This is a genomic window from Variovorax sp. GW460-12-1-14-LB1, from assembly GCF_059423605.1.
In genome coordinates, this window is record NZ_JBWKYF010000025.1 from 1 (window position 1) to 24,764 (window position 24,764).

Sequence of the window (24,764 nt, forward strand, 5' to 3'; positions counted from 1 at the left end):
GCCCCAGCGCCCCCCCTTTGCTTCCACCGCCTTCCGCCACATCGCCCGGGCCGCGGCCTTCGTGGCACTGGGCCTCGGCGCGGCCGCGCACGCGGGCGCCATCCGGCTGGAAGACGACCGCGGCCGCGTGCTCGAACTGCAGGCGCCGGCCAAGCGCATCGTGTCGCTGATGCCCTCGCTCACCGAGACGGTCTGCGCGCTCGACGCCTGCGACCGGCTCGTGGGCATCGACCGCCACGCCAACTGGCCGGCGGCGGTGAAGGGCCTGCCGCAGGTGGGCGGCATGGACGACGCGAACATCGAGCGCATCGTCGCGCTCAAGCCCGACCTCGTGCTGCTGCGCCCGCGCAGCCGCGCCGCCGAAGCGCTGGAGCGCCTGGGCATCAAGGTGCTGGCGCTCGACGCCAAGACCCATGCCGACATGCGCCGCGTGATGGAAACCGTGGCCCGCGCCACCGGCAAGCCGGGCGCGGGCGAGGCCTTCTGGCGCAGCCTCGATGCCCGGCTGAACGCAGCGCGCGCCCGCGTGCCGCTGAACTGGCAGGGGCGGCGCGTGTACTTCGAGGTGCACGGCGGCGTGGCGGCGGCGAGCGAAAGCTCCTTCATCGGCGAGACCCTGGCGCGCCTGGGCTTGGCCAACGCGGTGCCGGGCTCGCTCGGCCCCTTCCCCCGAATGAACCCCGAGTTCGTGGTGCGCGCCAACCCCGACGTGCTGATGGTCTCGGCCCTCGGCGAAATCTCGGCCATGGCGGGGCGCCCCGGCTGGTCGGCCATGTCGGCCATCCAGCGCGGGCGCGTCTGCAGCTTTGCCTCGGCGCGCTTCGACCTGATGATGCGGCCCGGCCCCCGGCTCGACGAGGCGGCCGACGCCATCGTGAACTGCCTCGCGTCGCTGGATGCGCCGCGCAACTGATCTTCGGCACGCCATGAACTTCGACATCGTTCCCGCCGCGAACTTCGGCACCGACGAACTCACCGCGCTCTGGAATCGCGCCTACGAAGACTACTTCGTGCCGATCGCGTTCGACCGCGCGATGTTCGAGCGGCACGTGCGGCGCGCCGAGGCCGACCTGGCGCTCTCGCGCGTGATCGTCGTCGACGGCGACGCCTGCGGCCTCTCGCTCGTCGGTCGGCGCGGGCCGCACGCCTACCTCGCGGGCTTCGGCATCGCGAGCGCGCAGCGCCGCCGCGGGCTGGCGAAGCAGCTCATCGACGCGCAGCTGCGCGACCTGTCGGCGGCCGGCATCGCGCAGGTGCAGCTCGAAGTCATCGAACAGAACCCGGCGCGGCAGCTCTACCGGCAGGCGGGCTTCGTCGAAACCCGCGCGCTCGAGGTGCTCGAAGGCAGCTTCGAGCCTCGTGCCGATGCAGCCTTGACGGCGCCCGATGCCGACGCGCTCGCCGCCCTGCACGCGGCCTGCGCGGCCGTCTCGCGCCCCACCTGGCGCCGCGAGTGGCCGACCGTGCAAGGCGCGCTCGCGCACGATGGCGCCGCAGCCCTCGGCACGGCAACGGGCGGCTACGCCATCCTCCTGCCGCCGGCCTTGCCGCTGCACATGCTGCTGGACGCCGCCGCGCCCGACGAAGCCTCGGCCCACGCCTTGCTCGACGCGCTCGCGCAGACACGCCCCGGCGCGCGCTGGCGGCTGGTCGACGAGCCCGAGGGCAGCCCGCTGCACCGCGCCCTGACCGCACGCGGCGCCACCGTTGTCATACGCCAGATCGAGATGACCGCGACACTCCAGCCCCAGCCCACCTTTTCTTCCGATTCCTCGCGCCCCGTCCGTTCATGAAGTCCCCCAAGCGAACCTCGTCCACCCCCTTCATCCGCGTGGGCCCCAGCGGCGTGCATGGCCTGGGCGCCTTCGCCACGCGCGACCTGCCGGCCGAAGCCTTCCTCGGCCTGTACGAAGGCCGCCGCTACACCAAGCAGGAAGTCGCCTCCAAGCTCTGGGACGACCAGCTCACCTACCTGTTCACGCTGACGACCGGCGAGACCATTGACGGTGCCAAGGGCGGCAACGCCACGCGCCACCTGAACCATTCCTGCGAGCCGAACTGCGAGGCGGTCGAGGAGTACGACGAGGCGGGCGAGATGGTGCTTCGCTTCCAGACGATGGAGGCGGTGGAGGCCGGCGACGAGCTCTTCATCGACTATTCGCTGACGGCCGACGACGGCTCGCCGCCATCGAAGTACCCCTGCCATTGCGGCTCGCCGAACTGCCGCGGGACGATGCTGGCGCCGGTCGAGGCTGTGGCGGAGAAAGACGGGCCGGCCACCCCCGCCGATGTGGCGCCGGCTGTTTCAGACCCGCGCAGACCGCTCAGCGAGCTGCCCTGGTGACCTAGCTCAGGGCGACTCGCTCTTCACGCTGCGCAGCTGCGCCTCCGCGCGTTCGAGCTCGGTGCGCAGCGTGCGGATCTCGCGTTCCAGTTTCTCGATGCGCGCTTCGCGGCTCATCGGCGCCAGCGCCTGGCAGCGCAGCTGCAGCGCGCTCAGGGTGTCGGCCAGCTCGCGCCGGCGCAGCATCTGGCCACGGGAACGGGCCAGGGCCATGTCGCGCTCCAGCACGGCTTCTTGCGCCTTGCATTCTTCGGCACTCAACGGCTGCGCGGCCGCCTCGGTTTGGGCAAAGGCGGCAGGCATGACCAGGGTCAACGCAAGGGCCAGGAGACGGGGTTTCGGACGCATGCCGTACGGTACCCGAACTGCCTGGCGGAACAGGCCTTCAGCCCTTCAGGCTGCAGCTGTTCTGGCGATGCACTTGATCTCGATCAGCCAGTCGGGGCTGCCGAGGCGCGCCACCTGCACCAGCGTCTGCGAGACCTGCGGCTCGCCGCCGAACATCTCGGCGCGCAAGGCGAACAGCGCCTCGGCCTGGCCGAGGAAGCCGTCGATGTCGGTGACGAACAGGGTTTCGTCCACCACGTCGGCCATCGAGGCGCCGAAGGATGCGAGCAGGCTGCGTACGTTGGCGTAGGCCTGCCGCACCTGCGCCGCGATGTCGCCGGCGCCCAGGGTGCGGCCCTCGCCGTCCACGCTCACCTGGCCCGAGAGATAGATCGTGTCGCCGACCTGCACACCGTCGGCAATGATGTGCTTGAACGCGCCTTCGCGCACCACGCGGCGGGGAGTGACGGACATGGGGTTTCCTGGGTTTCGTTGGGAGCGACGCAGTATCGAAGGCGCCGCCTGCAGCGGTGCGCCACGCGGCGGATGCCCCTTCTCGTCCCAAGTCGATCCATGAGCGCCGAGGCGCGCCCCACGATCCTGTGATTCAGGCGCTCAGGTAGCGCGCGTCCCACTGCGCCGCCAGCTGCCGGGCCCGGTGCAGCGGTGTGCGGGCGCGCTCGAAGTCCATCACGCAGGCGACGTCCGCCGCGGCGGGGCGCGCAGGGCTTTCGTTGCTGCGGCCGTCCGTCAGCAGCCAGAGCCAGCGCTGGCGGCTCTCGTGCTTCGCCAGCAGCTGCTGCGCGCGCAGCACGCCCAGCGCCAATGGCGTGCCACCACCGGCCGCGATGGGCGCGACCCAGTCGTCGTTCCAGGCGCTGGCGCGGCGCGGCGGCAGGCGCAGCTCGACCACGTCGCCGGCAAAGCACAGCAGCGCCACATGGTCGCGCCGCTGGTAGGCCTCCTGCATCAGCGCGAGCAGCTGGCCCTTGGCGCGCGCGAGCTGGCCGTCGTGGCGCATCGAGGCCGAGCAGTCGAGCAGGAAGCAATGCAACGCACCGCTGCGCGCCTCCTGCGGGCGATGGCGCAGGTGCGCGGCCTGCAGCCGGTCCGCGCCGCGGGCGACGAGCGTGCGTGGCCAGTCGAAGGCCGTGCCGGGCACGGCGGCGCCGTGCCATGCGTCCCGTTGCGTGCCCTGCCTCCGGTCACCCTGGCGTGCGCCAGCGGGTGCGGCGTCCCGGAGGCTCAGGCTTTTTTTGGGGCGGCCTGAGAAGCGGAAATCAGCGGGCGCAGCGGCTTCACACGCTCGATGCCGACGGGCTCGGGCGGCATCGCGCCCCAGTCGCCCTCGCCGGCATCGCGTGCAGGTGCATCACCCGGATTGCGGTGAGGCGCGGGTGATGCCATGGGAGGCGCCACGGCCGCGTCGGCCGCCGGATGGCGCCGATGCAGCAGCACCGCTTCGGCCACGCGCTGCACATGGTCGTCGGTGATCGATGCCGCGCCTTCCCACGCCGCCAGCGCACGCGCCGAGCGCAGCATCACGAGGTCGGCGCGCAGGCCGTCCACGCCGGCCGCGATGCACAGCGCGCCGACGGCGTCGTGCACCGCATCGCCGTACGGCAAGGCCGCCGCGTCCGCCACGAGCGCGCGCGCACGCACCAGCGCCGCCGCGAGCTCGGCCTCCTCCGTCGCATGCGCCGCACGAAAGCCCTGCGGATCGGCATCGAAGGCCAGCCGTGCACGCACGATGGCCTGGCGCTCGGCCGCGTCCTGCAGGTTGCGCAGCCGCACGCACAGGCCGAAGCGGTCGAGCAGCTGCGGGCGCAAGGTGCCCTCCTCCGGGTTCATGGTGCCCACGAGCACGAAGCGCGCGGGATGCCGGTGCGAGATGCCGTCGCGCTCCACCACGTTGACACCGCTGGCCGCCGCGTCGAGCAACGAGTCGATGAGCGCGTCGGGCAGCAGGTTGATCTCGTCGACGTACAGCACGCCGCCGTGCGCGCGCGCCAGCAGGCCCGGCGCAAACTTCAGTTCGTGACCAGCCAGCGCCTGCCCGAGGTCGAGCGTGCCCACGAGGCTTTCGAGGCTCGCGCCCAGCGGCAGCGTGACGAAGGGCGCGCCGGGCAGCAGCTCGGCGAGCGCGCGCGCGGCCGTGGTCTTGGCGGTGCCGCGCGGGCCTTCGATGAGCACGCCGCCCAGCGCGGGATCGACCGCGGCCAGCAAGAGCGCCTGGCGCAGTTGCGGCTGGCCGGCGATCGCGGCAAAGGGGAACGGCACCGGCATCGGGGCGGCTGTGGTCATCGGGGGCTTCCTTCCATCTGCTGCTCGTGGTCGAGCAGCAGGTTTTCCAATTGGTTCTTGTAGTCGCCGGGCGACTGCCAGAGGCCGCGCTGCATGGCTTCGAGCAGGCGGTTGAGCATGTCCTGCAGCGCGCGCGGATTGTGCGCGTTCACGAAGTCGCGCGTGGCCTCGTCGAGCACGTAGGCGTCGGCCACCATCGCGTACTGGTGGTCGCCCACGACGCGCGCGGTGGCATCGAAGCCGAAGAGGTAATCGACCGTGGCGGCCATCTCGAAGGCGCCCTTGTAGCCGTGGCGCTTCACGCCGTCGATCCACTTGGGGTTGACCACGCGCGCGCGGATCACGCGGCTGATTTCTTCCTTCAGCGTGCGCACGCGCGGCGCCTGCGGGTTGCCGTGGTCGCCGTGGTACATCGCCGGCTGCTGCCCGCTCAGGTGGCGCACGGCGGCGGCCATGCCGCCCTGGAACTGGTAGTAGTCGTTGGAGTCGAGCAGGTCGTGCTCGCGGCTGTCCTGGTTCTGCAGCACGACGTTCATGGCGCGCAGCCGGCGCACCAGCGCATCGCCCGCCGGCACGCCGTCGCTGCCCTGGCCGTAGGCATGGGCACTGCCGCCGACGTAGGCCTTCGACAGGTCGTCGTCGCTCTGCCAGTCGCCATGGTCGAACAGCGGCTGCAGGCCCGAGCCGTAGCTGCCGGGCGCGGAACCGAACACGCGCCAGCCGGCCTGCGTGCGTGCCTCATCGGGCGCCACACCCTGCGCTTCGAGCGCCGCGGCCTCGCGCAGGATGCGCGCACGGATCGGATTGCGCTCGGCGTCTTCGTCTTCCTGCGCCGCCACGGCCTGCACGGCGGCGTCGAACATCTGCACGGCATTGGGAAAGGCGTCGCGGAAGAAGCCCGAGATGCGCAGCGTGACATCGATGCGCGGACGCCCGAGGCCCACGGTGGGCAGCACCTCGAAATCGACCACGCGCTGGCTGCCTGGTGCCCACTTGGGCCGCACGCCGATGAGCGCGAAGGCCTGCGCCAGGTCGTCGCCGCCGGTGCGCATGGTGGCCGTGCCCCAGACCGACAGGCCCAACGCCACGGGGTAGTCACCGTGTTCCTGCAGGTGGCGTTCGACCAGCTGCGCAGCCGACTTGAGCCCGAGCATCCAGGCCGTGGGCGTGGGGATGGCGCGCGTATCGACCGCGTAGAAGTTGCGCCCGGTCGGCAGCACGTCGGGCCGGCCGCGCGAGGGCGAACCGCTCGGTCCCGGCGGCACGAAGCGGCCTTGCAGTGCGCGCGACAGCTGACGCAGTTCTTCGGCGCCACACGCATCGAGCGCAGGTGCGAGACGGTGCGCGATGCGCCCCATCACGGCAGCAGTGCGCGGCAGATCGGGCGGACAGCTGTTCGCTTCGAGCAGCTGCTGCGCCAGCAGCTCCAGCCGCTCGCGCGTGTCGCCCTGATGCCGCCAGGCCTCGTCGCTCACGGCCGCCAGCAGCGCGGGCCGCGCCCCCTGCCAGGGCTTCGCCGCGTCGATGTCGAGCGGGTCGAAGGCGTCGCCGGGCAACAGGTCGGCGGCGAGCGCGCCGAGCAGCCCGGCGTTCTCGCCCGCGCCGTCGCCGGCCGGAAAGCGCGCGAGCGCGAGCAGCGTGTCGCGTCGCAACCGCGCGCGCGGCGAATCGCCGAACACATGCAGGCCGTCGCGGATCTGGGTTTCTTTCAGCTCGCACAGGTACGCATCGACGCGCGCCAGCACGGCATCGTCTTCCGCGCCCGGCATCCCCAGTTCTTCGACCAGGTGCTGCGCGCGCACGGTCGCGAGGATCTGCGCGCGCAGCACCTTGGCGCGGCGCGCGTCGACCAGCAGCGCGTCGTAGTACTCGTCGACCTGCCGCTCCAGGTCCTGCAACGGGCCGTGGTTCTCGGCGCGCGTGAGCGGCGGCATCAGGTGGTCGACGATCACGGCCTGCGTGCGGCGCTTGGCCTGCGCGCCCTCGCCGGGGTCGTTGACGATGAAGGGGTACACGTTGGGCAGCGGCCCGAGAATCGCGTCGGGCCAGCAGGTGGCCGAAAGCGCGAGGCTCTTGCCCGGCAGCCATTCGAGGTTGCCGTGCTTGCCGACGTGGACGACCGCGTCGATGGCGAACACATCGCGCAGCCAGAAATAGAACGCGAGGTAGCTGTGCGGCGGCACCAGCTCGGCGTCGTGATAACTCGCATAGTCGGCCAGGCCCAGCGGTCCCAGCGCACGCGCGGGCTGGATGCCCACGAACACGCGGCCCAGCCGCAGCCCGGCGATCATGAAGCGGCCCTGGCGCAGCATCGGGTCGTGCTCGGGCGGGCCCCATTGCGCGTCGATGGCGGCGGCCATGCCCTCGGGCAGCGCCGCGAGGCGAGCGCGGTAGTCGGCGAGCGCGTAGCTCTGCCACGCGGGCCGCTCGGCCCATTGCGCGGGGTCGTTGGCGATGCCCTCCTGCAGCGTGCGCATCAGCGCGTCGCCGTCCGCGGGCAGCGTGTCGAGCGTGTAGCCCTCGGCCTGCATCGTGCGCAGGATGGCCATCACCGAGGCCGGCGTGTCCAGCCCCACGCCGCTGCCGATGCGGCCTTCGCTGCCGGGGTAGTTCGCGAGGATGAGCGCGACGCGCTTCTCGTCGGCGCGCAGTCTGCGCAGGCTGCACCAGCGGCGCGCGAGTTCGGCCACGAAGGCGATGCGGTCGGGCTCGGGCCGGTAGCCGACCACCTCGGTCTGCGTGAGTTCGCAGCGGTGCGACAGGCCCTTGAAGCTCACGGCGCGCGTGACGATGCGCCCGTCCATCTCGGGCAGCGCGATCTGCATCGCGATGTCGCGTGGGCGCAGGCCCTGGCTGTCGGCGAGCCAGTCCTCGCGATTGCCGCCGCTCACGATCACCTGCAGCACGGGAGCATCGCCCGCGAGTGCCAGAGGCTCACCGCTTTCGTCCGAAGCGCCCTGCCCCAGCGCGGCGAAGGCGGTGGTGTTGAGCACCAGCTGCACGTCGTGCTCAGTGCACAGGGCGCGCAGTGCAGACAGGCACAGCGGGTCTTTGAGCGAATCGAGCGCCACGGGCAGCGGGTTCAGTCCTTGCGCATGCAGCGCGGCGGCCAGCGCATCGAAGGCCTCGGTGTTGCCCGACAGCAGGTGCGAGCGGTAGAACACCAGCGCCACCACGGGCGCGTCCGCATGCCAGCCGGCGCGCAGGTCGTCGATGCCCGCGACCGTGTGTGTCGCGTCCATGCCGCCCGGCACATGCAGCGCCACCTGCGGCAGGCTGCGCGGCGGCAACGGGGCCTCGCCATGGCCCAGCCCGTGGAAGGCCACCGCGCGCAGGAACTGCGCCGCGTTGCCCGCGCCGCCCGATCGCAGGTACTGCCACAGCTGCCGGCTCACGCCACGCGCCGCGGTGCCGCGCGCGAGCAGGTCCTCGTCTTCCTGCAGGTCGCCCGAGAACATCGCGAGCTGCTGGCCCTGACGCTTGGCGAGCTTCTCGAGCTGCTGCAGGCCGTAGGCCCAGGCCGACTCGGCTCCCAGGTGGTCGACCACCACCACGCGCGCATGCCGCAGCACCTCGTCGACGTACAGGTCGAGCGACGCAGGCTGGCGCAGGTGCATGAGGTTGGCCAGCCGCAGCGAGGGGTAGCCGGGGTCGGTGGCCGCCAGCGCCGTGCGCGCGGCAGCGAGCAGCGCGAGCGTGGTGTCGGCCGAGCTGAGCACCACGATGTCGCCCGGCGTCTGGTCGAGCCGGGTGACGACGCTCGGGTCGTCCTCGACGAAGCGGCCGGGCTGGGTGCTCAGCAGGTGCATGCGGTCAGGCGGGAACGGCCGCCACGCCTTCCAGTGCCTTGCGCAATGCGCCTTCGTCCAGGTCTTCGCCGATGAACACGAGCCGCGTGCGCTGCGCCTCGCCGTCGCGCCAGCGGCGATCGAAGTGGTGGTCGAAGCGGCGGCCCACGCCCTGCACCAGCAGGCGCATCGGCTTGTGCGGCACGGCGACGAAGCCCTTCACGCGGAAGATGGTGTGCTGTTCGACCAGTGCGGTCAGCACGGCGATGAGACCGTCGCGGTCCACGGGCGGCAGCTCGATCACGAGCGAGTCGAACTCGTCGTGGTCGTGATCTTCCTCGTGGTCGTGGTGGCTCTCGCGCAGGTGGATGGTGCTTTCGGCGGCGCGGCCCTGGCCCAGCAGCAGCGCCAGCGGCAGCTTGCCTTCGGTGGCGCCGACGATCTTCACCTCGGGCGGCAGTTCTTCTCGCACCAGCGCCTCGACCTGCGCGCGCGCGGCGGCGTCCATCAGGTCGGTCTTGTTGAGCACCACGAGGTCGGCGGCCGAGAGCTGGTCTTCGAACAGCTCGTGCAGCGGCGATTCGTGGTCCAGGTTGGGGTCGGCGCGACGCTGCACGTCGACCTGCGCGGGATTCGCGGCGAACTGGCCCGAGGCGGCGGCGGGGCCGTCGACCACGGTGACCACCGAATCGACGGTGAAGATGTTCGCGATGTCGGGCCACTGGAAGGCCTGCACCAGCGGCTTGGGCAGCGCCAGGCCCGAGGTCTCGATGAGCACGGCGTCGATCTGGTCGCGCCGCTCGGCCAGCTGCAGCATCACGGGCAGGAACTCTTCCTGCACGGTGCAGCAGACACAGCCGTTGGCGAGTTCGTACAGCGCACCTTCACGCTCGTTGCCTTCATCGTCGCAGCCGATGCCGCAACCGCGCAGGATGTCGCCGTCGATGCCGAGTTCGCCGAACTCGTTGACCACCACCGCGATGCGGCGGCCCTCGGCGTTGCCGAGGATGTGGCGCAGCAGCGTGGTCTTGCCGCTGCCGAGGAAGCCCGTGACGATGGTGACGGGGATCTTGGCGTTGCTTTGTGTCATGGAGTGAATGCTTTCAGGCGCGCAAGGCGCACGGGGAATCGGGCGCGCGGCGCGTGCGTGGCGCACGCGCCGGCGAACGGCACGCCCTCTTCAACGAGGGGCAGCCGGCGCGAATCAGACGGCGCTGTACAGGCGGCGCTCGACCAGGGCCGTGCCCTGCAGGCGGCGCCAGGCCTTGGCCGCGGCCAGCACGCCCAGGTCGACCAGCGGCTCGACCAGCACGACGGTCATGTAGGCCGCGCCGAAGCTGGCGATCTGGCTGAGGTTCTCGAGGCCCGTGCCGCGGCCGTAGAGCGCCCAGAAGCCGACCCACACCACGATGCCGCCCTGGTAGGCCACCGACAGCTTGAAAGCCTGCTGGTAGCTGATGTCCACGTAGGCCATGTTCGCGGGAATGATGCGGCGGGCCAGCGCGGCGGTCGCGAACAGCGGCACCAGCAAGGTCGTGACGTTCATGCCGTACTGCGGCAGGTCGGGCGGTGCGAAGAACAGGCTCTGGATGAGCAAGCCGCCGGCCAGGCCGATGGCCGCGGGCGCGAGCCCGAAGAGGAGCATCAGCGTGGTGCCCAGGATCAGGTGGACCTCGGACACGCCCACGGGATGGTGCGGGAACACCTCGAAGAAGCAGAACACGAGCATCACAGTGAAGACCGAGCGCAGCAGCAGGCCGATGGGGCCGTCCTTGCGCAAGGTGTCGAAGGCGACCTTGCCTGTGTAAGCCAGTGCAGCCGCCCCCGTGGCATAGCTGAGGAAGATCTTGGATCCGTCGACGAGTCCGGGTTCGATGTGCATCGCGCACCTCCTGAAATGCACCGAAGTGCGAAAGTTGATTGTTGGGGGATGGACTGGCTTGCGCAAGTCCCCGTCATGAAACCCGGGAGCCTTGCAGCCCCCGCTGAACAGGCGAAGGCTGTGGCTTGCGCCGCAGCCGTCGCCAGCCGATCACCACGCCGCTCGCCGAAGCGACGACGCCGATGACCGACAGGAACCACACCACCAGGTCCCAGGCCGGCCGGTACTGGATGAGCCAGGGAAAGTCGAGGCTGTGCGCGGCGTTGAAGAGCCAGCGCCGCAGCCGCGCGTTGCGGTCGTTGCTGCCGGCCACCTGGCCGCTCGTCGGGTCGATGTAGAGCCAGCTGCGCGCGGCGTCGTCGAATTCGAGCCGCCACACGGGCAGCACGCGCGTGCGGTGGTGGCCGTACCAGTGGAAGTCTTCCTGCGTCTGCAAGGTGGCCTGCGTGATCGCGGCACCGGGGCGCAGGCGTACGGCGGCGCGTTCGATGTCGTCGCGAGCGATGACGACCGGCGCGCCGGTCGCTGCATCGACCACCTGCACGCGGGCCTGCGCATCACGCAGTTGCAGCAGCGGCTTCCCGTCGAACCACATCAGCAGCGCCTCACGCGGTGCGGCAGCGCCCTCGCCTGCCGGCACCACGGTCGGTGGCCAGGGGAACGGCGACACGCCGGTGCCCGTGTAGCGCGCCATCGCGGCCGCATCGGCCGGTGCGCGCTGAAACCACCCGTTCGGGTTCATCGAGAGCCAGCCGCTCACGATCCAGGTCAGCACGAAGAAGCCGCCGATGAGCCCGGCGATGTGGTGCCAGGCCATCCAGCCGGTGTACGGCGTGACCGCGCCGCTGCGAAAGCGCCGCCGCAGTCGAAGGCGCAGGATGCCGATGACGATGCCCGTCACGGTCGAGACGATGCACGCGGCCGACAGCCACACGACCACGTCGTGCCACAGCGGCGGGTCGGCGCGTAGCGGCGTGAAGTAGATCCAGTGCGGCACGGCGCCCAGCCAGTTCCAGAAGCGCTCGGCGCGCGTGGTGTCGCGCACCACCTCGCCGGTGCGCGAGGACACGTACAGCTCGGTGCCCGCCACGTCGCCGGTTTCGATACGGTGCAGCGGGCGCAGCGGGTTCAGGCCCTGCGGCACGGTCCACTGGTCGCGCTCCAGCGTCTCGGCCCATCGTGCGCCGGGCTGTGCGGAGAAGTCGCGGGCGATGGCCTCGGCCTGCGCCGCATCGACCGGCCCGAGCACACGGCCATCGCGCGCGGACACGGCATGCCGCCCGCCGCGTGCATCGACGATGCGCCACACGGGCTGCGCGTCGGTGCCGGCCTGCATCTCCAGCGCCATGCGCCGGGGCGGCTGCGTGCGCACCGCTGGCGGCAGCGCCTCGAACGCGGCAGACGGCGTGACCACCGCCTGCGCGAAACGCACCGGGCCGAGCCCCGCGAGCCGCTCTTCGTCCGTGAGGTTCGGGTACCCCACGTACATCATGACCACGCCCGAGACGAACCACATGACGAACAGCAGGCAGCCGCCGATGCCCAGCCATCGGTGCGTCCAGTACAGCGCCCGCCGAAGCGGGGGCCATGCGCGTTGCCATGCGGTGCTCATGCGGCCATGCTCAGAAGGTCACGAACGCCGACAGCTCGAACGAGCGCGGACGGCCCAGCAGCCACTGGTTGCCGCCGTTCGAGAACGAGACCGGGTACCTGCGGTCGGCCAGGTTGAAGGCGCGCAGCGCGAGCTTGAGCGACGGGTTCGCCTGCCAGCTCACGCCCGCGTCGGCCACGGTGTAGGAGCCGATGCGGCGCGTGTTGGCCGCATCGACCTGCCGCGCGCCGACGTGGCGCACGCCGAGCTCGGCCTCCCACTGCGGCAGGAAGCGCCAGTGCAGCCACAGGTTGGCCGCCACCTGGGGCACGCCGGCCGGCGTGTTGCCCGCGCGCGAGACCAGCGACTTGCCGACCGCTTCATTGAAGTCGTCGTAGCGCGCACGCAGCCGCGCGGCGTTGGCCTCGAGGCGCAGCGTGGAGGTCAACGCCAGGTCGAGCGTGGCCTCGATGCCTTCGGACGACTGCTTGCCGATCTGCTGCACGACGGTCGGGTCGTTCGCGTCGCGCGACAGCAGCTTGGTCTTCTCGATGCGGTAGGCCGCCACGCTCCAGGCGCCGCGGCCCTCGGCCAGCTGGCGCTTGTAGCCCACCTCGACCTGCTTGCCCACGCTGAGCTCGAACGGCACCTGCGTGGCGGACGTGCTGATGAGCCCGGTGAGCGGATCGGCCGCGCGCGCCACCTGCGCATAGAACGACTGCGCGGCGTCGGGCGCGTAGACCACGCCGAGGCGACCCGTGGCGTACTCGAAGGTCTTGTCCAGGCGCGGGGCGCGGTTCTGCGGATCGGTGCGCACGATCTTCGCGCGGTCCCAGCGCAGGCTGCCGACCACCGACCAGTGTTCGTTGAAGGCCAGCTTGTCTTCGGCGAAGAAGGCGTAGGTGCTGGTCTTCGTCTTGTAGCGCGGCAGGTAGGGCGTGGGCGAAGCGTAGGTGCCGGGGTTGAAGACGAAGGCGTCGACCACCGAGCGCCCGCCGTAGGGCGTGTCGCTCGAATTCAGGAAGTCGATGCGGTTGGCGTCGAAGCCCACCAGCACCTGGTTCTTCAGGCCGAACAGCGCGTGCTTGAAGGTGGCGTCGGTGCGGTTGCCGATCTGCTCCTGGTCGTGGCCGATCTCCAGGTAGTCGCCGCGCGTCACGCGGTTCGTGATGGCGCTGTAGGTGTAGGTTTCGCTGTCGCGCCAGTGGCGCTTGCTGTCCAGGCGATAGAGCTGGTTGCGCACGGTGACGGCGTCGTTGGGCGTCCACTGCGCATCGAGGCGGGTCCAGCGGTCGCGGTACTTGACCTCGGCGTCGTCGAGGTTGTAGTTCTGTTCGCGGTTCAGGCTGCTCAGGCGGCCGTTGACGAGCGGCACGCCGAAATAGCGCTGCGGCGTCTGGCGGCCCTCGTCGTGCGAGAGCGTGAACTGCAGCCGTGGCGACACATCGAGCCGCACCGCGCCGCCCACCGCCAGGCTCTCGGCCTCGCCGCGCCGCATGAAGCCGTCGGTCTTGCGGTGGCTGATGTCGAAGCGGTACGAGAGCATGTCGTTGATCGCCCCGCCGCTGCCGAAGGCGACCTGGCGCGTGGCGTCGGAGCCCACGGTCACGAGCGCTTCGTTCTGCACCGGGCCGCGCGTGGGCTTCTTGGGCACCACGTTGATCGCGCCGCCGATGGCGCCCTCGCCGAACATCACCGAGGCGGCGCCGCGCAGCACCTCGATGCGGTCGGTCGACCAGGTGTCGAACGGGAAGGTGACGGTGCCCGCGCCCACGTACAGGCGCGTGCCGTCGTACAGCTGCATCACCGAGCCGTGGCCGTTGAAGCCGCGCGCCGACAGCGACGAGCCGCCGTTGCCCGGCGCGGGCGACCCCGTGATGCCGGTGGCGCGGCTCGCGGCCTCGACCACCGACACGTCGCCGCGCGCGCGGATCGCGTCGCCGGTGAGCACCTCGATGCTGGCGGGCGTTTCGAGCGGCGTGAGGCCCAGGCGGCTGCCGGTCTGCGTGGGTTCGTCCAGGGCCAGCGGCGTGTGGCGGCTGGCTTCGACCTGCACGGGCGTGAGGCTGGGGCGACCGGGTGTGTCGCCCGATTGGGCCAGGGCGGGCCCGCAAGCGAGGCCGAGCCCCAGCGAAAGACCTGAAAGACCCGAAAGGCGCGCCCGCTGCAGGGGTGGGCCCGAGCGATCGCGCGGTGGCGATGCAATGCGATTCATCCGACTTCTCCTGTGGCCCGCGTCCCCGCAGGCTCCTGACCGATCGCGGACGCCGAGGGAGAAGAGACGAGGGGCGGTGCCGTTTCGCGCGAGGGAAAAGCGGCAGGCCCGGACACGCACTCCCGCAGCATCCGAAGGCGGTTGCGAAGGCCGGTATCCGGGCTCGCGGAGTGCGTCGGGGTGCAATGCATGCACCTCGGCGCCGAAGCCCTCGCCTTCCCACGCCGAAGCGCAGTGGCTGCCCGGGCGAAGAATCGCCGGGGCCTGAGGGTGTCGATGTCCGCTGACCGTTGCGGGGGCAGCGCAGGAATGGAAGGGTCGTTCGAAAAAACGACGCCTCGCACCTGCTTCCCGTTTAACCCCGCCGCCAATCCTGTGACTGGTCGTGCAGGGCACCTTCGAACCGTGGGGTGTTGGACGACACCGGTGTGAACCAATGTTTCCAACCGCCGGGATTATAGGGAGCGCCCTGCGGCGGCGCCCTTGCGGGCCCCGTCAGACGGGCTTGCCGTCGGGCCCGAACAGCCGCCGCAGCACCGCCACGCCGGCCACCAGTGCATTCGAATACGTGGCGTAGGGCTCGTGGGCGGCTTCGAGCGGCACGTACACATGGGTGGAGTCGCCGGGCGAGCCGTCCACGGCCTCCATCAGCACCCAGTAGAACTCCCCTTCTTCCAGTTCGTGGACGGTGAGTGCGATGTCTCTCGGCGAAGGCATGACGGTCAGAGAAATGAAACAGGGAATGAACCCGCCTTTGAACGGGCAAGGGGCCGGCGCGGTTGTCAGTACTAGGGCTTCTCCTACAGTGCATGGACGCCGCGCGGCCTAATGTTAGGGGTGGGGAGTTGCATCAGAACAAGGAGTCAGCATGAAACATTTCACGCTTGAACCCAACATGCGCGCCGCCTTCGGTGGCGCGTTCTACCCGACCGGTTACTCCCTGGTGATGTTTCCGAGCGTCGAAGACGCCAGCCGCATCGGCCACGGGCTGATCGCGAAAGGCATCGTGAGCGGCGACGAGGTCTACCTGATACCGGCCGAAACCGTCCTGGCGGAAATCGCGCCGACCGTGCACGCCTCGCACAGTCCCCTGCCCTCCGCCGGCACCGACGGCGACACGGTGCGCGCCTTCATCCAGCTGGCCCACGAAGGCCACACGGGCCTGCTGATCCGCACCAAGGACGGCGCCATCACCGAGCGCGTGATGGAACTGGTGCGTACCGTGCCCTACTCGATCGCCGAGCGCTATCGCACGCTGGTGATCGAGGACCTTTGAATCGTCAAGCTGGCACCGCCATCGCGGCGGCGCGCTGCACCACATCGCGGGCCATGGCCTGGGCGAGTTCCTGTTCGCCCAGGAACACCTTCGCGTCGGTTTCGGCGGCCAGCAGGCGGGCTTCCTGCTCGTTGTGGCTGCGCACCACGGTCTGGATGGTGGGGTTCAGCGTGCGCGCGGTTTCGATCATCTGGCGCACGTTCATGGCGTCGGGCGTGGCCACCACGAGCACGCGGGCGCGTGCCACATGCGCCTGGATCAGCACCGCCGGGTCGGCCGCGTCGCCCCACACGGCGGGGATGCCGGCCTCGCGCAGCTTCTCGACCAGCTCGCGGTTCTGCTCGGCCACCACGTAGGGGATGTCGTTCGTCTCGAGCTCGGCGGCGATGCGCCGGCCCACCCGGCCGTAGCCGACCAGCACCACCTGGCGCGACAGGTACTTGGCCTCGGTGGTCATGGGCAGTTCGGCCAGCGGGTCGCTGCGCGCGTCGAGTTCGCGTGCGAACTTCGAATGCGCGTGCAGCCATTTCTGCAGCGGTGCGATGAGGCTGAACCACAGCGGGTTGGTGGCGATGGAGATCAGCGCGCCCGCCAGCACCAGGCTCTGCCCTTCCACCGGCAGCAGGCCGAGCGACACGCCCAGCCCGGCCAGGATGAACGAGAACTCGCCGATCTGCGCCAGGCTCGCGCTCACCGTGAGCGCGGTGGCGAGCGGGTAGCGGAACACCAGCACCAGCGCACAGGCCGCGAGCGACTTGCCCAGCACGATCACCAGCACCACGGCCAGCACCTGCAGCGGGCGCTCCAGCAGCACCGAGGGGTCGAACAGCATGCCGACCGACACGAAGAACAGCACGGCAAACGCATCGCGCAGCGGCAGCGACTCCTGCGCCGCGCGGTGGCTGAACTGCGACTCGCGCATCACCATGCCGGCGAAGAAGGCGCCCAGTGCGAACGACACGCCGAACAGCGCCGCCGAGGCGAAGGCGATGCTCACGGCCGCCGCCACCACGCACAGCGTGAACAGCTCGCGCGAACCGGTGCGCGTGACCTGCCAGAGGATCCACGGGAACACGCGCCGCCCCACCACCAGCATCAGCACGACGAAGCCGCCGACCTGCAGCAGCGTGAGGCCCAGCGTCTGCCAGACGGGGTCGCCGCTGGTGTCGACCTTGGTGCTGCCCAGCGCGCCCGCCAGCGGCGGCAGCAGCACGAGCACCAGCACCATCGCGAGGTCTTCGACCACCAGCCAGCCCACCGCGATGCGGCCGGTGAAGGAATCGAGGATGCCCAGGCTCTCGAGCGCACGCAGCAGCACCACCGTGCTCGCCACCGACAGCGCCAGCCCGAACACCAGCGCCGTGCCCCAGCTCCAGCCCCACCACATGGCGAGGCCGCCGCCGAGCAGCGTGGCGACCGCGATCTGCGCGATGGCGCCGGGCAGCGCGATCTTGCGCACCGCGAGCAGGTCGGCCAGCGAAAAGTGCAGGCCCACGCCGAACATCAGCAGCATCACGCCGATCTCGGCCAGCTGCGCGGCAATGCCCGCGTCGGCCACGAAGCCGGGCGTGAACGGGCCGATGATCACGCCCGCCAGGAGGTACCCCACCAGCGCCGGCAATCGCAGCCGCGCCGCGAGAAAGCCGAACACCAGCGCCAACCCCAGGCCGGCGGCAATCGTATTGATGAGGGAGACGCTGTGGGGCATCGGTCCATTTTGCAGGAACGGCCCCCAACCTTTGAAGCCCGCAGGCTTCTACGGGCCTGCGTCTACACCCCTACGGAAGCGACGCGAACTATCGTAGGCATAAAGCACTTCTATTCGCATCGACACCTTTCTCATCCAGAATTTGAGCGGTCCCCCCGTCCCCCCAACAACAGGAGCCTCCCCATGAGCAACGAGAAAACCGAAGCGAAGTGCCCGTTCAGCCAGGCCACCGGCGCCGGCACCACGAACCGCGACTGGTGGCCCGAGCAGCTGCGCCTGGACCTGCTGCACCAGCACTCCTCCAAATCCGATCCCCTGGGCGCCGGTTTCGACTACGCCAAGGCCTTCCAGAGCCTGGACCTCGCCGCGGTGAAGAAAGACCTCGCCGCGCTGATGACCGACTCGCAAGACTGGTGGCCGGCCGACTTCGGCCACTACGGCCCGCTCTTCATCCGCATGGCCTGGCACAGCGCCGGCACCTACCGCATCGGTGACGGCCGTGGCGGCGCGGGCCGAGGGCAGCAGCGCTTCGCGCCGCTCAACAGCTGGCCCGACAACGTGAGCCTGGACAAGGCGCGCCGCCTGCTGTGGCCGATCAAGCAGAAGTACGGCCAGAAGATTTCCTGGGCCGACCTGCTGATCCTCACCGGCAACGTCGCGCTCGAGACCATGGGCTTCAAGACCTTCGGCTTCGGCGGTGGCCGCCCCGACGTGTGGGAGCCCGACCAGGACGTGTACTGGGGCCGCGAGAAGACCTGGCTGGGCGGCGACGTGCGCTACGCACAGGGCTCGCCCGGCGTCGAGAAAGACCGCGGCGTGCTCGTGAAGGACGACGACAGCAAGGTGCCGCACAGCCGCAACCTCGAGAACCCGCTGGGCGCCGTGCAGATGGGCCTGATCTACGTGAACCCCGAAGGCCCGGACGGCAACCCCGACCCGATCGCCGCGGCCCACGACATCCGCGACACCTTCGCCCGCATGGCCATGAACGACGAGGAAACCGTGGCGCTCATCGCCGGCGGCCACACCTTCGGCAAGACCCACGGCGCGGGGCCGGCCTCGAACGTCGGCAAGGAACCCGAAGCCGCCGGCCTCGAAGACCAGGGCTTCGGCTGGAAGAACAGCTTCGGTACCGGCAAGGGTGGCGACACCATCACCAGCGGCCTCGAAGTGACGTGGACCACCACGCCCACGAAGTGGAGCAACAACTTCTTCGAGAACCTGTTCGGCTACGAATGGGAGCTGACCAAGAGCCCCGCCGGCGCGCACCAGTGGGTGGCCAAGGGCGGCGCCGGTGCCGGCACCATCCCCGACGCGCACGACGCCGCCAAGCGCCACGCGCCGACCATGCTCACCACCGACCTGTCGCTGCGCCTGGACCCGGCCTACGAAAAGATCTCGCGCCGCTTCCTGGCCAACCCCGACCAGCTCGCCGACGCCTTCGCGCGCGCCTGGTTCAAGCTCACGCACCGCGACATGGGCCCGCGCGCCCGCTACCTCGGGCCCGAGGTGCCGGCCGAAGAGCTGATCTGGCAAGACCCGATCCCGGCCGTCGACCACCCGCTGGTCGACGCCAACGACGTCGCGGCGCTGACGAAGAAGGTGCTGGCCTCGGGCCTCACGCCCGCGCAGCTGGTGTCGACGGCGTGGGCCTCGGCCTCCACCTTCCGCGGCTCCGACATGCGCGGCGGTGCCAACGGCGCCCGCGTGCGGCTGGCACCGCAGAAGGACTGGGCCGTCAACCAGCCCGCGCAGCTGGCCCAAGTGCTGAAGGTGCTCGAAGGCATTCAGAGCGAGTTCAACGCGGCGCAGACCGGCGGCAAGAAGATCTCGCTGGCCGACCTGATCGTGCTGGCCGGTGGGGCGGGCGTGGAGCAGGCCGCGCGCAATGGCGGGCGTGAAGTGAAGGTGCCCTTCTCGCCGGGTCGCGCCGACGCCTCGCAAGAGCAGACCGACGTGCCCTCGTTCGAGCCCCTGGAGCCCGCGGCCGACGGCTTCCGCAACTACCTGAAGGGCCGCTACAGCGTGCCCGGCGAAGCACTGCTGATCGACAAGGCGCAGCTGCTCACGCTCACGGCGCCCGAGATGACGGTGCTGGTCGGCGGCCTGCGCGTGCTCGACACCAACGTCGGCCAGACGCGCCACGGCGTCTTCACGAAGACGCCCGGCACGCTGAGCAACGACTACTTCGTCAACCTGCTCGACATGGGCACGGAGTGGAAGGCGGTGTCGGACGCCAAGGAAGAGTACGAAGGCCGCGACCGCAAGACCGGCACGCTCAAGTGGACCGGCACGCGCGTCGACCTGGTGTTCGGCTCCAACGCGCAGCTGCGCGCCATCGCCGAGGTCTATGGCGCTTCCGACAGCCAGCAGAAGTTCATCGACGACTTCGTGGCCGCCTGGACCAAGGTGATGAACCTGGACCGCTTCGATCTCGCCTGAGGCGGGGCGCCAGCGCCGTCCGCGCCCCGGGGCCCCCCCCCCGCGGGCGCGGACTCCCATGAACGAGGTATTCGTTTTTCGGGCCGGGCCACTAGATTCGGCCCCATGAAATTCGCGAAGGCATGGCTTGCCGCCGGCGTCGTCCTGGCGGCCTCGCAGTTCGGCGCGCTGTACGCGCAGGACGGCAACCCCGAATGGCGCGTGCTGCGCCAGGAACTCGTGCAACGCATCAACGCCAACTGCTACGACGTCGGCACGCTCGAGCTGGCGCAGCAGGTGCTACAGACGGCGCAACGCACAGGCGGGCCCGAGTCCGCCGACGCGGCCCTCAGCCTCGTGCTGCTGGCCCATGTCCACCAGCGGCAGGGGCAGCTGACCCGGGCCGCGCAGTCGTACACGGCCGCGCTCGCCATCCAGGAAAAGACCGCCGGGCCGGACAGCCCGCGGGTGGCGTTCACGCTGAGCGCGCTGGCCGGCCTGCACTACCGCCGCGAGGCCTTCGACCAGGCCATTGCGCTGTACGAACGCGCCCTGGCGATCCACGAGAAGCAGCGGCGCCCCGACGCACACGCCGTGCTGTACAGCCGGCAGAACCTGGCCGCGGCCCATCGCGCCCAGGGCGCCTACGCCAAGGCCGCCCCGCTGTACGAACGCGAGCTCGATGCCAGGGCGCAGCCGCTGCTCGCGGTGGCCCTGGTGCACTGACGCGCACCGAAACGCGCCGCACCGCACCCAAACGCGCAGGCCGGCGCCCTGCCCCGGCTACTGCGCCATCTTCGATTCGCGCGCGTTCACCAGCTCCTCGGGCTCCTGCGACTCGACCCAGCTCTCGTTGTTGAGCCCGGCCTGCAGCCGCTCGGTGTCCAGTTCGTTGGTCCACTTGGCGACCACGATGGTGGCCACGCCGTTGCCGATCAGGTTGGTGAGCGCGCGCGCCTCCGACATGAAGCGGTCGATGCCCAGGATGAGCGCCAGCCCCGCCACCGGCACATGCCCCACCGCCGACAGCGTGGCCGCCAGCACGATGAAGCCGCTGCCCGTGACACCGGCCGCCCCCTTCGAGGTGAGCAGCAGCACGGCCAGCAGCGTGATCTCCTGCGTGAGCGTCATCGGCGTGTTGGTGGCCTGCGCGATGAACACCGCCGCCATCGTCAGGTAGATCGAGGTGCCGTCCAGGTTGAACGAGTAACCCGTGGGAATCACCAGCCCCACGCAGGTCTTGTGGGCGCCCAGGTTCTCCATCTTCTCCATCATGCGCGGCAGCACCGATTCGCTGGACGAGGTGCCCAGCACGATCAGCAGCTCTTCCTTGATGTACTTGATGAACTTCCAGATGCTGAAGCCGTGAAAGCGCGCAATGAGCCCCAGCACCACGAAGATGAACAGCAGGCAGGTCAGGTAGAAGGTGCCCATGAGCTTGCCCAGCGACAGCAGGCTGCCCAGCCCGTACTTGCCGATGGTGAAGGCCATCGCGCCGAAGGCGCCGATGGGCGCGAGCTTCATGATGTAGTTGACGATCACGAACAGCACGTGCGAGCCCTTCTCGATCACGTCGAACACCAGCGTGCCGCGCCCGCCGAAGCGGTGCAGCGCAAAGCCGAACAGCACCGCGATGAGCAGCACCTGCAGGATCTCGCCCTTGGCGAAGGCATCGACCACGGTGGAGGGAATCACGTTGAGCAGAAAGTCGACCGTGCCGGTCATCTTGCCGGGGCCGGTGTAGGCCGCGATGGCCTTGGTGTCGAGCGTGGACGCGTCGATGTTCATGCCCGCGCCCGGCTTGAGCAGGTTCACCAGCACGAGGCCGACCACCAGCGCGATGCTGCTCACGATCTCGAAGTACAAAAGCGCCAGCCCGCCGGTCTTGCCGACCTTCTTCATGTCTTCCATGCCGGCGATGCCGACCACCACCGTGCAGAAGATGATCGGCGCGATGATCATCTTGATGAGCTTGATGAAGCCGTCGCCCAAGGGCTTCATCGACTCTCCGAGCGAGGGGTAGAAGTACCCCAGCAGCACGCCGACGATCACCGCGGTGATCACCTGCACGTACAGGGAACGGTAAAGGGGGAGCTTCCTGGGTACTGTGCTTGTTGTATGTGCCATGACTGCCTCCTGAAAAGATGAAGGAAAACGCAGAAGAAAGGGTTCGTGTCGGGTTGCTTTCGATGGTTGAAGTCGTGTGTCCTGTGGGGGTCGTTTCGGCCCAAATGAAAAAACCCGCCGAAGCGGGTTTTTGTTTTCAGGGCGTGGCGCGCATGCTCAGTGCATGTGGAGGCCGCCGTTGACCGAGAAGTCGGCCCCGGTGCTGTAGCCGCCTTCGTCGGTGGCGAGCCACGCGATGATGGAAGCGATTTCGCTCGGCTCGCCCAGGCGCTTGACCGGGATCGTGGCCACGATCTTGTCGAGCACTTCCTGGCGGATGGCCTTGACCATGTCGGTGCCGATGTAGCCCGGGCTCACCGTGTTCACGGTGACGCCCTTGTTGGCCAGCTCCTGCGCCAGCGCCATCGTGAAGCCGTGCATGCCGGCCTTGGCCGCCGAGTAGTTGGTCTGGCCGGCCTGGCCCTTGGCGCCGTTGACCGAGCTGATGTTGATGATGCGGCCCCAGCCCTTTTCGACCATGTCGCCCACCACCTGCTTGGTGACGTTGAACATGCTGTTGAGGTTGGTTTCGATCACCGCGCTCCAGTCCTCGGGCGTCATCTTGAGGAACATGCGGTCCCGCGTGATGCCGGCGTTGTTGACGAGCACGTCAATCGCCCCGTGGGCCGCCTTGGCGGCGGAGAAGGCTTCGACGGTGGATTGCCAGTCGCCGACATTGCCGACCGACGCGTGGAACTCGAAGCCTTCGGCTTTCTGTTCGGCCAGCCACTTGGCGTAGTCCCGCGTGGGGCCGCAACCTGCGACCACGGTGAACCCGTCTTTGTAGAGACGCTGGCAGATGGCTGTTCCGATGCCACCCATGCCTCCGGTGACATATGCAACTTTCTTGCTCATGAGATTTCCTTGATTGAAGCTAGCAAAAAGCCTGAACGGCCGCCTTCACTCTAGCCATTTTCAGGCCACACAACTCTGAGGGAGAACACTGAGCCAAGCTTGCAACCAGCTGTCACGGACATCACCTCGGCGGCACTCTATATGCTTGCGGCTTCGCGCCCGTGACAGGGCCCCTGCCGGCCACCCCACCAGGAGTTCGCACGCATGAATTTCGCAATCGTCGTCTTCCCCGAGGTCGAGGAGCTCGATTTCGTCGGTCCCCGGGAAATGCTCACCATGTGGAGCAAGCTGGCCGGCGGCCCCGCCAACTGCCTCGTGGTAGCGCAAACGCATGGCCCGGTCGTCTGCGCCAAGGGGCTGTCGATCAACCCGCATGTGTCGTTCGCCGACTGCCCGCCGCTCGACTTTCTGCTCGTGCCCGGCGGCATGGGCACGCGGCGCGAGGTCGACAACCCCGCCATGGTGCAGTTCCTGGCCGCGCAGGCGCCCGGCTGCAAGGCGCTGCTGTCGGTGTGCACCGGCGCCTTCGTGCTGCATGCGGCCGGCCTGCTCTCGGGCCGCACCGCGACCACGCACTGGGGATCGCTCGACCGCCTGCGCGCGCTCGGCGACGTGAAGGTGGTGGAGCAACGCTTCGTGCAGGACGGCCACGTCTGGACCTCGGCCGGCGTGTCGGCCGGCACCGACCTGATGCTCGCCTTCATCGCCCATGTGGCGGGCGAGGAAGCCGCGGCCAAGGTGCAGCTGCAGGCCGAGTACTACCCGGCCGACACGGTGTACGGCCACACCTCGAGCCACGAGCGCGCGCCGTCGTATGTGCGACGACCGGGGTCGCGTGCGGGCACAGCCTGATCGTTCTTTCGCTTGTTTGTTTGATCGATCGAACGGTCGGTCATTTCTTCTTTCTTACTTCTTTCGACCTCCATGTCCGCGCCCGACCTCACCGACCTCGAACCGCTTTCCGTGCTCGCCGCCCGCGTGGGGGCGACGCTGCGCGAGCGGCGCCAGACGGTGGCGGTCGCCGAATCGTCGGCCGGCGGCCTGGTCTCGGCCGCCCTGCTCGCGCTGCCGGGCGCCTCGGCCTACTTCCTGGGCGGCGCGGTCATCTATTCGCGCCGCGCCGGCAAGGCCCTGCTCGGCCTCACGCCCGAGGACATGGGCGACATGCGCGGCGAGACCGAGCCCTACGCGCGCTTCATCTCGGGCCGCATCCGCGACGCCCATCGTTCGAAGTGGGGCATCTGCGAGAGCGGCGCGGCGGGACCGTCGGGCAGCCCGTACGGCGATGCGCCCGGGCATGTCTGCATCGCCGTGACCGGCGCGGACGGTCTCGTGGTCAGCCGCACGATCGAGACCGGCGCGACCGACCGGCCATGGAACATGGATGTGTTCGCGCGGCTGTTGCTGAAGTTGTTCGAGGAGACCTTGCTGGCGAACGGCGACGCATGACCGAAACAGTGATTTCGACCGCCTCCGAAGAAGAGGTCCGCTCCGGCGTCCTGGGCCGCCGGTTGCGCGAGTTCAACTACGGCTTCGTCGGCGAGTACCCCGATACGCAACCCGTGTGGCTGAACGCGAAGGATGCGCAGGGCCGCCTGGTGGGCGGGCTGCGCGGCTTCGTGTTCCTCGAATGGCTGCGCATCGACGTGCTGTTCGTCGAGGAGGAAGCCCGGGGCACCGGCCTGGGCCGCCGCCTGCTCGCGGAGGCGGAAGCGCGCGGCAAGGCGCTGGGTGCCGGGAATGCCGCGCTCGAAACCTTCGAGTGGCAGGCGCGAGGCTTCTACCTGAAGCAAGGCTACGAAGAGTTCGCGCGCATCGACAACTACGCGCGCGGCAACTACCTCGCCTACATGAAGAAGAAGCTCTGAGCCCGGGGCATTGCGGCCC

The 24,764-nt window shown here is 69.7% G+C and carries 22 protein-coding genes and 1 riboswitch; of the genes, 9 read left to right on the plus strand and 13 right to left on the minus strand.

Going from position 1 to position 24,764, the window contains the following annotated elements:
- The 3 genes from AC07Y4_RS14845 to AC07Y4_RS14855 form a co-directional block, all read left to right on the plus strand.
- The coding region (locus tag AC07Y4_RS14845) for an ABC transporter substrate-binding protein (protein WP_495274769.1) at nucleotides 1-913 on the plus strand (913 nt) is incomplete at its 5' end.
- A gap of 13 nt (nucleotides 914-926) precedes the next feature.
- A complete protein-coding gene (locus tag AC07Y4_RS14850; protein ID WP_495274770.1) occupies nucleotides 927-1,793 on the plus strand; it encodes a GNAT family N-acetyltransferase in 867 nt (288 codons plus the stop codon).
- Nucleotides 1,790-2,344 carry an SET domain-containing protein gene (locus tag AC07Y4_RS14855; protein ID WP_139703075.1) on the plus strand — a complete coding sequence of 185 codons (555 nt, stop codon included), beginning with the start codon at nucleotides 1,790-1,792 and terminating at the stop codon, nucleotides 2,342-2,344. The genes AC07Y4_RS14850 and AC07Y4_RS14855 overlap by 4 nt, the downstream gene beginning before the upstream one ends.
- A gap of 6 nt (nucleotides 2,345-2,350) precedes the next feature.
- On the opposite strand, the gene AC07Y4_RS14860 is transcribed toward AC07Y4_RS14855, so the two are convergent.
- From AC07Y4_RS14860 to AC07Y4_RS14905, 10 genes are all read right to left on the minus strand, one after another.
- The gene (locus tag AC07Y4_RS14860) at nucleotides 2,351-2,647 is read right to left on the minus strand and encodes a DUF1090 family protein (protein WP_495274771.1); all 297 of its coding nucleotides are present in this window, start codon (nucleotides 2,645-2,647) and stop codon (nucleotides 2,351-2,353) included.
- A 90-nt stretch (nucleotides 2,648-2,737) separates the two neighbouring features.
- Nucleotides 2,738-3,145 (minus strand): RidA family protein, encoded by a 408-nt coding sequence (locus AC07Y4_RS14865; RefSeq protein ID WP_495274772.1) that lies wholly within the window; start codon nucleotides 3,143-3,145, stop codon nucleotides 2,738-2,740.
- 133 nt (nucleotides 3,146-3,278) lie between these two features.
- Nucleotides 3,279-3,833, minus strand: coding sequence for a vWA domain-containing protein (locus AC07Y4_RS14870; protein ID WP_495274773.1), 555 nt, complete (start codon nucleotides 3,831-3,833; stop codon nucleotides 3,279-3,281).
- A gap of 83 nt (nucleotides 3,834-3,916) precedes the next feature.
- On the minus strand, nucleotides 3,917-4,975 hold the full coding sequence (locus tag AC07Y4_RS14875; protein ID WP_495274774.1) for a magnesium chelatase ATPase subunit I: 1,059 nt from the start codon (nucleotides 4,973-4,975) through the stop codon (nucleotides 3,917-3,919).
- On the minus strand, nucleotides 4,972-8,784 hold the full coding sequence (gene cobN / locus AC07Y4_RS14880) for a cobaltochelatase subunit CobN (protein ID WP_495274775.1): 3,813 nt from the start codon (nucleotides 8,782-8,784) through the stop codon (nucleotides 4,972-4,974). Before cobN ends, AC07Y4_RS14875 begins: the two co-directional genes overlap by 4 nt.
- Nucleotides 8,785-8,788: 4 nt before the next feature.
- Nucleotides 8,789-9,853, minus strand: a complete 1,065-nt coding sequence (gene cobW / locus AC07Y4_RS14885) for a cobalamin biosynthesis protein CobW (protein ID WP_495274776.1) — start codon at nucleotides 9,851-9,853, stop codon at nucleotides 8,789-8,791.
- Nucleotides 9,854-9,967: 114 nt separating this feature from the next.
- Nucleotides 9,968-10,645: an energy-coupling factor ABC transporter permease gene (locus AC07Y4_RS14890; protein WP_492684122.1), complete on the minus strand. Its 678-nt coding sequence runs from the start codon at nucleotides 10,643-10,645 to the stop codon at nucleotides 9,968-9,970.
- A gap of 73 nt (nucleotides 10,646-10,718) precedes the next feature.
- The gene (locus AC07Y4_RS14895) at nucleotides 10,719-12,257 is read right to left on the minus strand and encodes a PepSY domain-containing protein (protein WP_495274777.1); all 1,539 of its coding nucleotides are present in this window, start codon (nucleotides 12,255-12,257) and stop codon (nucleotides 10,719-10,721) included.
- 10 nt (nucleotides 12,258-12,267) lie between these two features.
- Complete coding sequence (locus tag AC07Y4_RS14900) at nucleotides 12,268-14,451, minus strand: TonB-dependent receptor (RefSeq protein ID WP_495274778.1); 2,184 nt, start codon at nucleotides 14,449-14,451, stop codon at nucleotides 12,268-12,270.
- 131 nt (nucleotides 14,452-14,582) lie between these two features.
- Nucleotides 14,583-14,865, minus strand: a riboswitch (cobalamin riboswitch).
- A gap of 81 nt (nucleotides 14,866-14,946) precedes the next feature.
- Entirely contained in the window at nucleotides 14,947-15,168 is a 222-nt protein-coding gene (locus AC07Y4_RS14905; protein WP_062480886.1) for a hypothetical protein, read from the minus strand.
- A gap of 151 nt (nucleotides 15,169-15,319) precedes the next feature.
- Between AC07Y4_RS14905 and AC07Y4_RS14910 the strand changes: the two genes are divergently transcribed.
- On the plus strand, nucleotides 15,320-15,727 hold the full coding sequence (locus AC07Y4_RS14910) for a hypothetical protein (RefSeq protein WP_062480884.1): 408 nt from the start codon (nucleotides 15,320-15,322) through the stop codon (nucleotides 15,725-15,727).
- Nucleotides 15,728-15,731: 4 nt separating this feature from the next.
- Here AC07Y4_RS14910 and AC07Y4_RS14915 read toward each other — a convergent pair whose 3' ends face one another.
- Complete coding sequence (locus AC07Y4_RS14915) at nucleotides 15,732-17,435, minus strand: cation:proton antiporter domain-containing protein (RefSeq protein WP_095745794.1); 1,704 nt, start codon at nucleotides 17,433-17,435, stop codon at nucleotides 15,732-15,734.
- Between the two features lie 183 nt (nucleotides 17,436-17,618).
- Between AC07Y4_RS14915 and katG the strand changes: the two genes are divergently transcribed.
- The gene (gene katG / locus AC07Y4_RS14920; RefSeq protein WP_495274779.1) at nucleotides 17,619-19,877 is read left to right on the plus strand and encodes a catalase/peroxidase HPI; all 2,259 of its coding nucleotides are present in this window, start codon (nucleotides 17,619-17,621) and stop codon (nucleotides 19,875-19,877) included.
- A gap of 105 nt (nucleotides 19,878-19,982) precedes the next feature.
- Nucleotides 19,983-20,582: a tetratricopeptide repeat protein gene (locus AC07Y4_RS14925; RefSeq protein WP_495274780.1), complete on the plus strand. Its 600-nt coding sequence runs from the start codon at nucleotides 19,983-19,985 to the stop codon at nucleotides 20,580-20,582.
- Nucleotides 20,583-20,639: 57 nt separating this feature from the next.
- Here the strand turns inward: AC07Y4_RS14925 and AC07Y4_RS14930 are convergent, their stop codons facing one another.
- Entirely contained in the window at nucleotides 20,640-21,983 is a 1,344-nt protein-coding gene (locus AC07Y4_RS14930) for a dicarboxylate/amino acid:cation symporter (RefSeq protein WP_062480874.1), read from the minus strand.
- 156 nt (nucleotides 21,984-22,139) lie between these two features.
- On the minus strand, nucleotides 22,140-22,877 hold the full coding sequence (phbB, locus tag AC07Y4_RS14935) for an acetoacetyl-CoA reductase (protein ID WP_062480872.1): 738 nt from the start codon (nucleotides 22,875-22,877) through the stop codon (nucleotides 22,140-22,142).
- 204 nt (nucleotides 22,878-23,081) lie between these two features.
- Here phbB and AC07Y4_RS14940 point away from each other — a divergent pair, with 204 nt between their 5' ends.
- The 3 genes from AC07Y4_RS14940 (at nucleotide 23,082) to AC07Y4_RS14950 (ending at nucleotide 24,745) form a co-directional block, all read left to right on the plus strand.
- The gene (locus tag AC07Y4_RS14940; protein WP_495274782.1) at nucleotides 23,082-23,729 is read left to right on the plus strand and encodes a DJ-1/PfpI family protein; all 648 of its coding nucleotides are present in this window, start codon (nucleotides 23,082-23,084) and stop codon (nucleotides 23,727-23,729) included.
- A 72-nt stretch (nucleotides 23,730-23,801) separates the two neighbouring features.
- A complete protein-coding gene (locus AC07Y4_RS14945) occupies nucleotides 23,802-24,326 on the plus strand; it encodes a CinA family protein (RefSeq protein WP_159271443.1) in 525 nt (174 codons plus the stop codon).
- A complete protein-coding gene (locus AC07Y4_RS14950; protein ID WP_492696812.1) occupies nucleotides 24,323-24,745 on the plus strand; it encodes a GNAT family N-acetyltransferase in 423 nt (140 codons plus the stop codon). Before AC07Y4_RS14945 ends, AC07Y4_RS14950 begins: the two co-directional genes overlap by 4 nt.
- The last annotated feature ends 19 nt before the right edge of the window (nucleotides 24,746-24,764 follow it).

Excerpts from the sequence above, each read along its gene's own strand:
- AC07Y4_RS14945 (WP_159271443.1), top strand. The coding sequence starts at position 23,802 with ATGTCCGCGCCCGACCTCACCGACCTCGAACCGCTTTCCGTGCTCGCC.
- AC07Y4_RS14875 (WP_495274774.1), bottom strand. The coding sequence starts at position 4,975 with ATGACCACAGCCGCCCCGATGCCGGTGCCGTTCCCCTTTGCCGCGATC.
- AC07Y4_RS14895 (WP_495274777.1), bottom strand. The coding sequence starts at position 12,257 with ATGAGCACCGCATGGCAACGCGCATGGCCCCCGCTTCGGCGGGCGCTG.
- AC07Y4_RS14860 (WP_495274771.1), bottom strand. The coding sequence starts at position 2,647 with ATGCCTGCCGCCTTTGCCCAAACCGAGGCGGCCGCGCAGCCGTTGAGT.
- katG (WP_495274779.1), top strand. The coding sequence starts at position 17,619 with ATGAGCAACGAGAAAACCGAAGCGAAGTGCCCGTTCAGCCAGGCCACC.
- cobW (WP_495274776.1), bottom strand. The coding sequence starts at position 9,853 with ATGACACAAAGCAACGCCAAGATCCCCGTCACCATCGTCACGGGCTTC.
- AC07Y4_RS14940 (WP_495274782.1), top strand. The coding sequence starts at position 23,082 with ATGAATTTCGCAATCGTCGTCTTCCCCGAGGTCGAGGAGCTCGATTTC.
- AC07Y4_RS14905 (WP_062480886.1), bottom strand. The coding sequence starts at position 15,168 with ATGCCTTCGCCGAGAGACATCGCACTCACCGTCCACGAACTGGAAGAA.
- AC07Y4_RS14865 (WP_495274772.1), bottom strand. The coding sequence starts at position 3,145 with ATGTCCGTCACTCCCCGCCGCGTGGTGCGCGAAGGCGCGTTCAAGCAC.
- AC07Y4_RS14915 (WP_095745794.1), bottom strand. The coding sequence starts at position 17,435 with ATGCCCCACAGCGTCTCCCTCATCAATACGATTGCCGCCGGCCTGGGG.
- AC07Y4_RS14930 (WP_062480874.1), bottom strand. The coding sequence starts at position 21,983 with ATGGCACATACAACAAGCACAGTACCCAGGAAGCTCCCCCTTTACCGT.
- AC07Y4_RS14925 (WP_495274780.1), top strand. The coding sequence starts at position 19,983 with ATGAAATTCGCGAAGGCATGGCTTGCCGCCGGCGTCGTCCTGGCGGCC.
- AC07Y4_RS14950 (WP_492696812.1), top strand. The coding sequence starts at position 24,323 with ATGACCGAAACAGTGATTTCGACCGCCTCCGAAGAAGAGGTCCGCTCC.
- cobN (WP_495274775.1), bottom strand. The coding sequence starts at position 8,784 with ATGCACCTGCTGAGCACCCAGCCCGGCCGCTTCGTCGAGGACGACCCG.
- AC07Y4_RS14855 (WP_139703075.1), top strand. The coding sequence starts at position 1,790 with ATGAAGTCCCCCAAGCGAACCTCGTCCACCCCCTTCATCCGCGTGGGC.
- AC07Y4_RS14910 (WP_062480884.1), top strand. The coding sequence starts at position 15,320 with ATGAAACATTTCACGCTTGAACCCAACATGCGCGCCGCCTTCGGTGGC.
- AC07Y4_RS14890 (WP_492684122.1), bottom strand. The coding sequence starts at position 10,645 with ATGCACATCGAACCCGGACTCGTCGACGGATCCAAGATCTTCCTCAGC.
- AC07Y4_RS14850 (WP_495274770.1), top strand. The coding sequence starts at position 927 with ATGAACTTCGACATCGTTCCCGCCGCGAACTTCGGCACCGACGAACTC.
- phbB (WP_062480872.1), bottom strand. The coding sequence starts at position 22,877 with ATGAGCAAGAAAGTTGCATATGTCACCGGAGGCATGGGTGGCATCGGA.
- AC07Y4_RS14900 (WP_495274778.1), bottom strand. The coding sequence starts at position 14,451 with ATGAATCGCATTGCATCGCCACCGCGCGATCGCTCGGGCCCACCCCTG.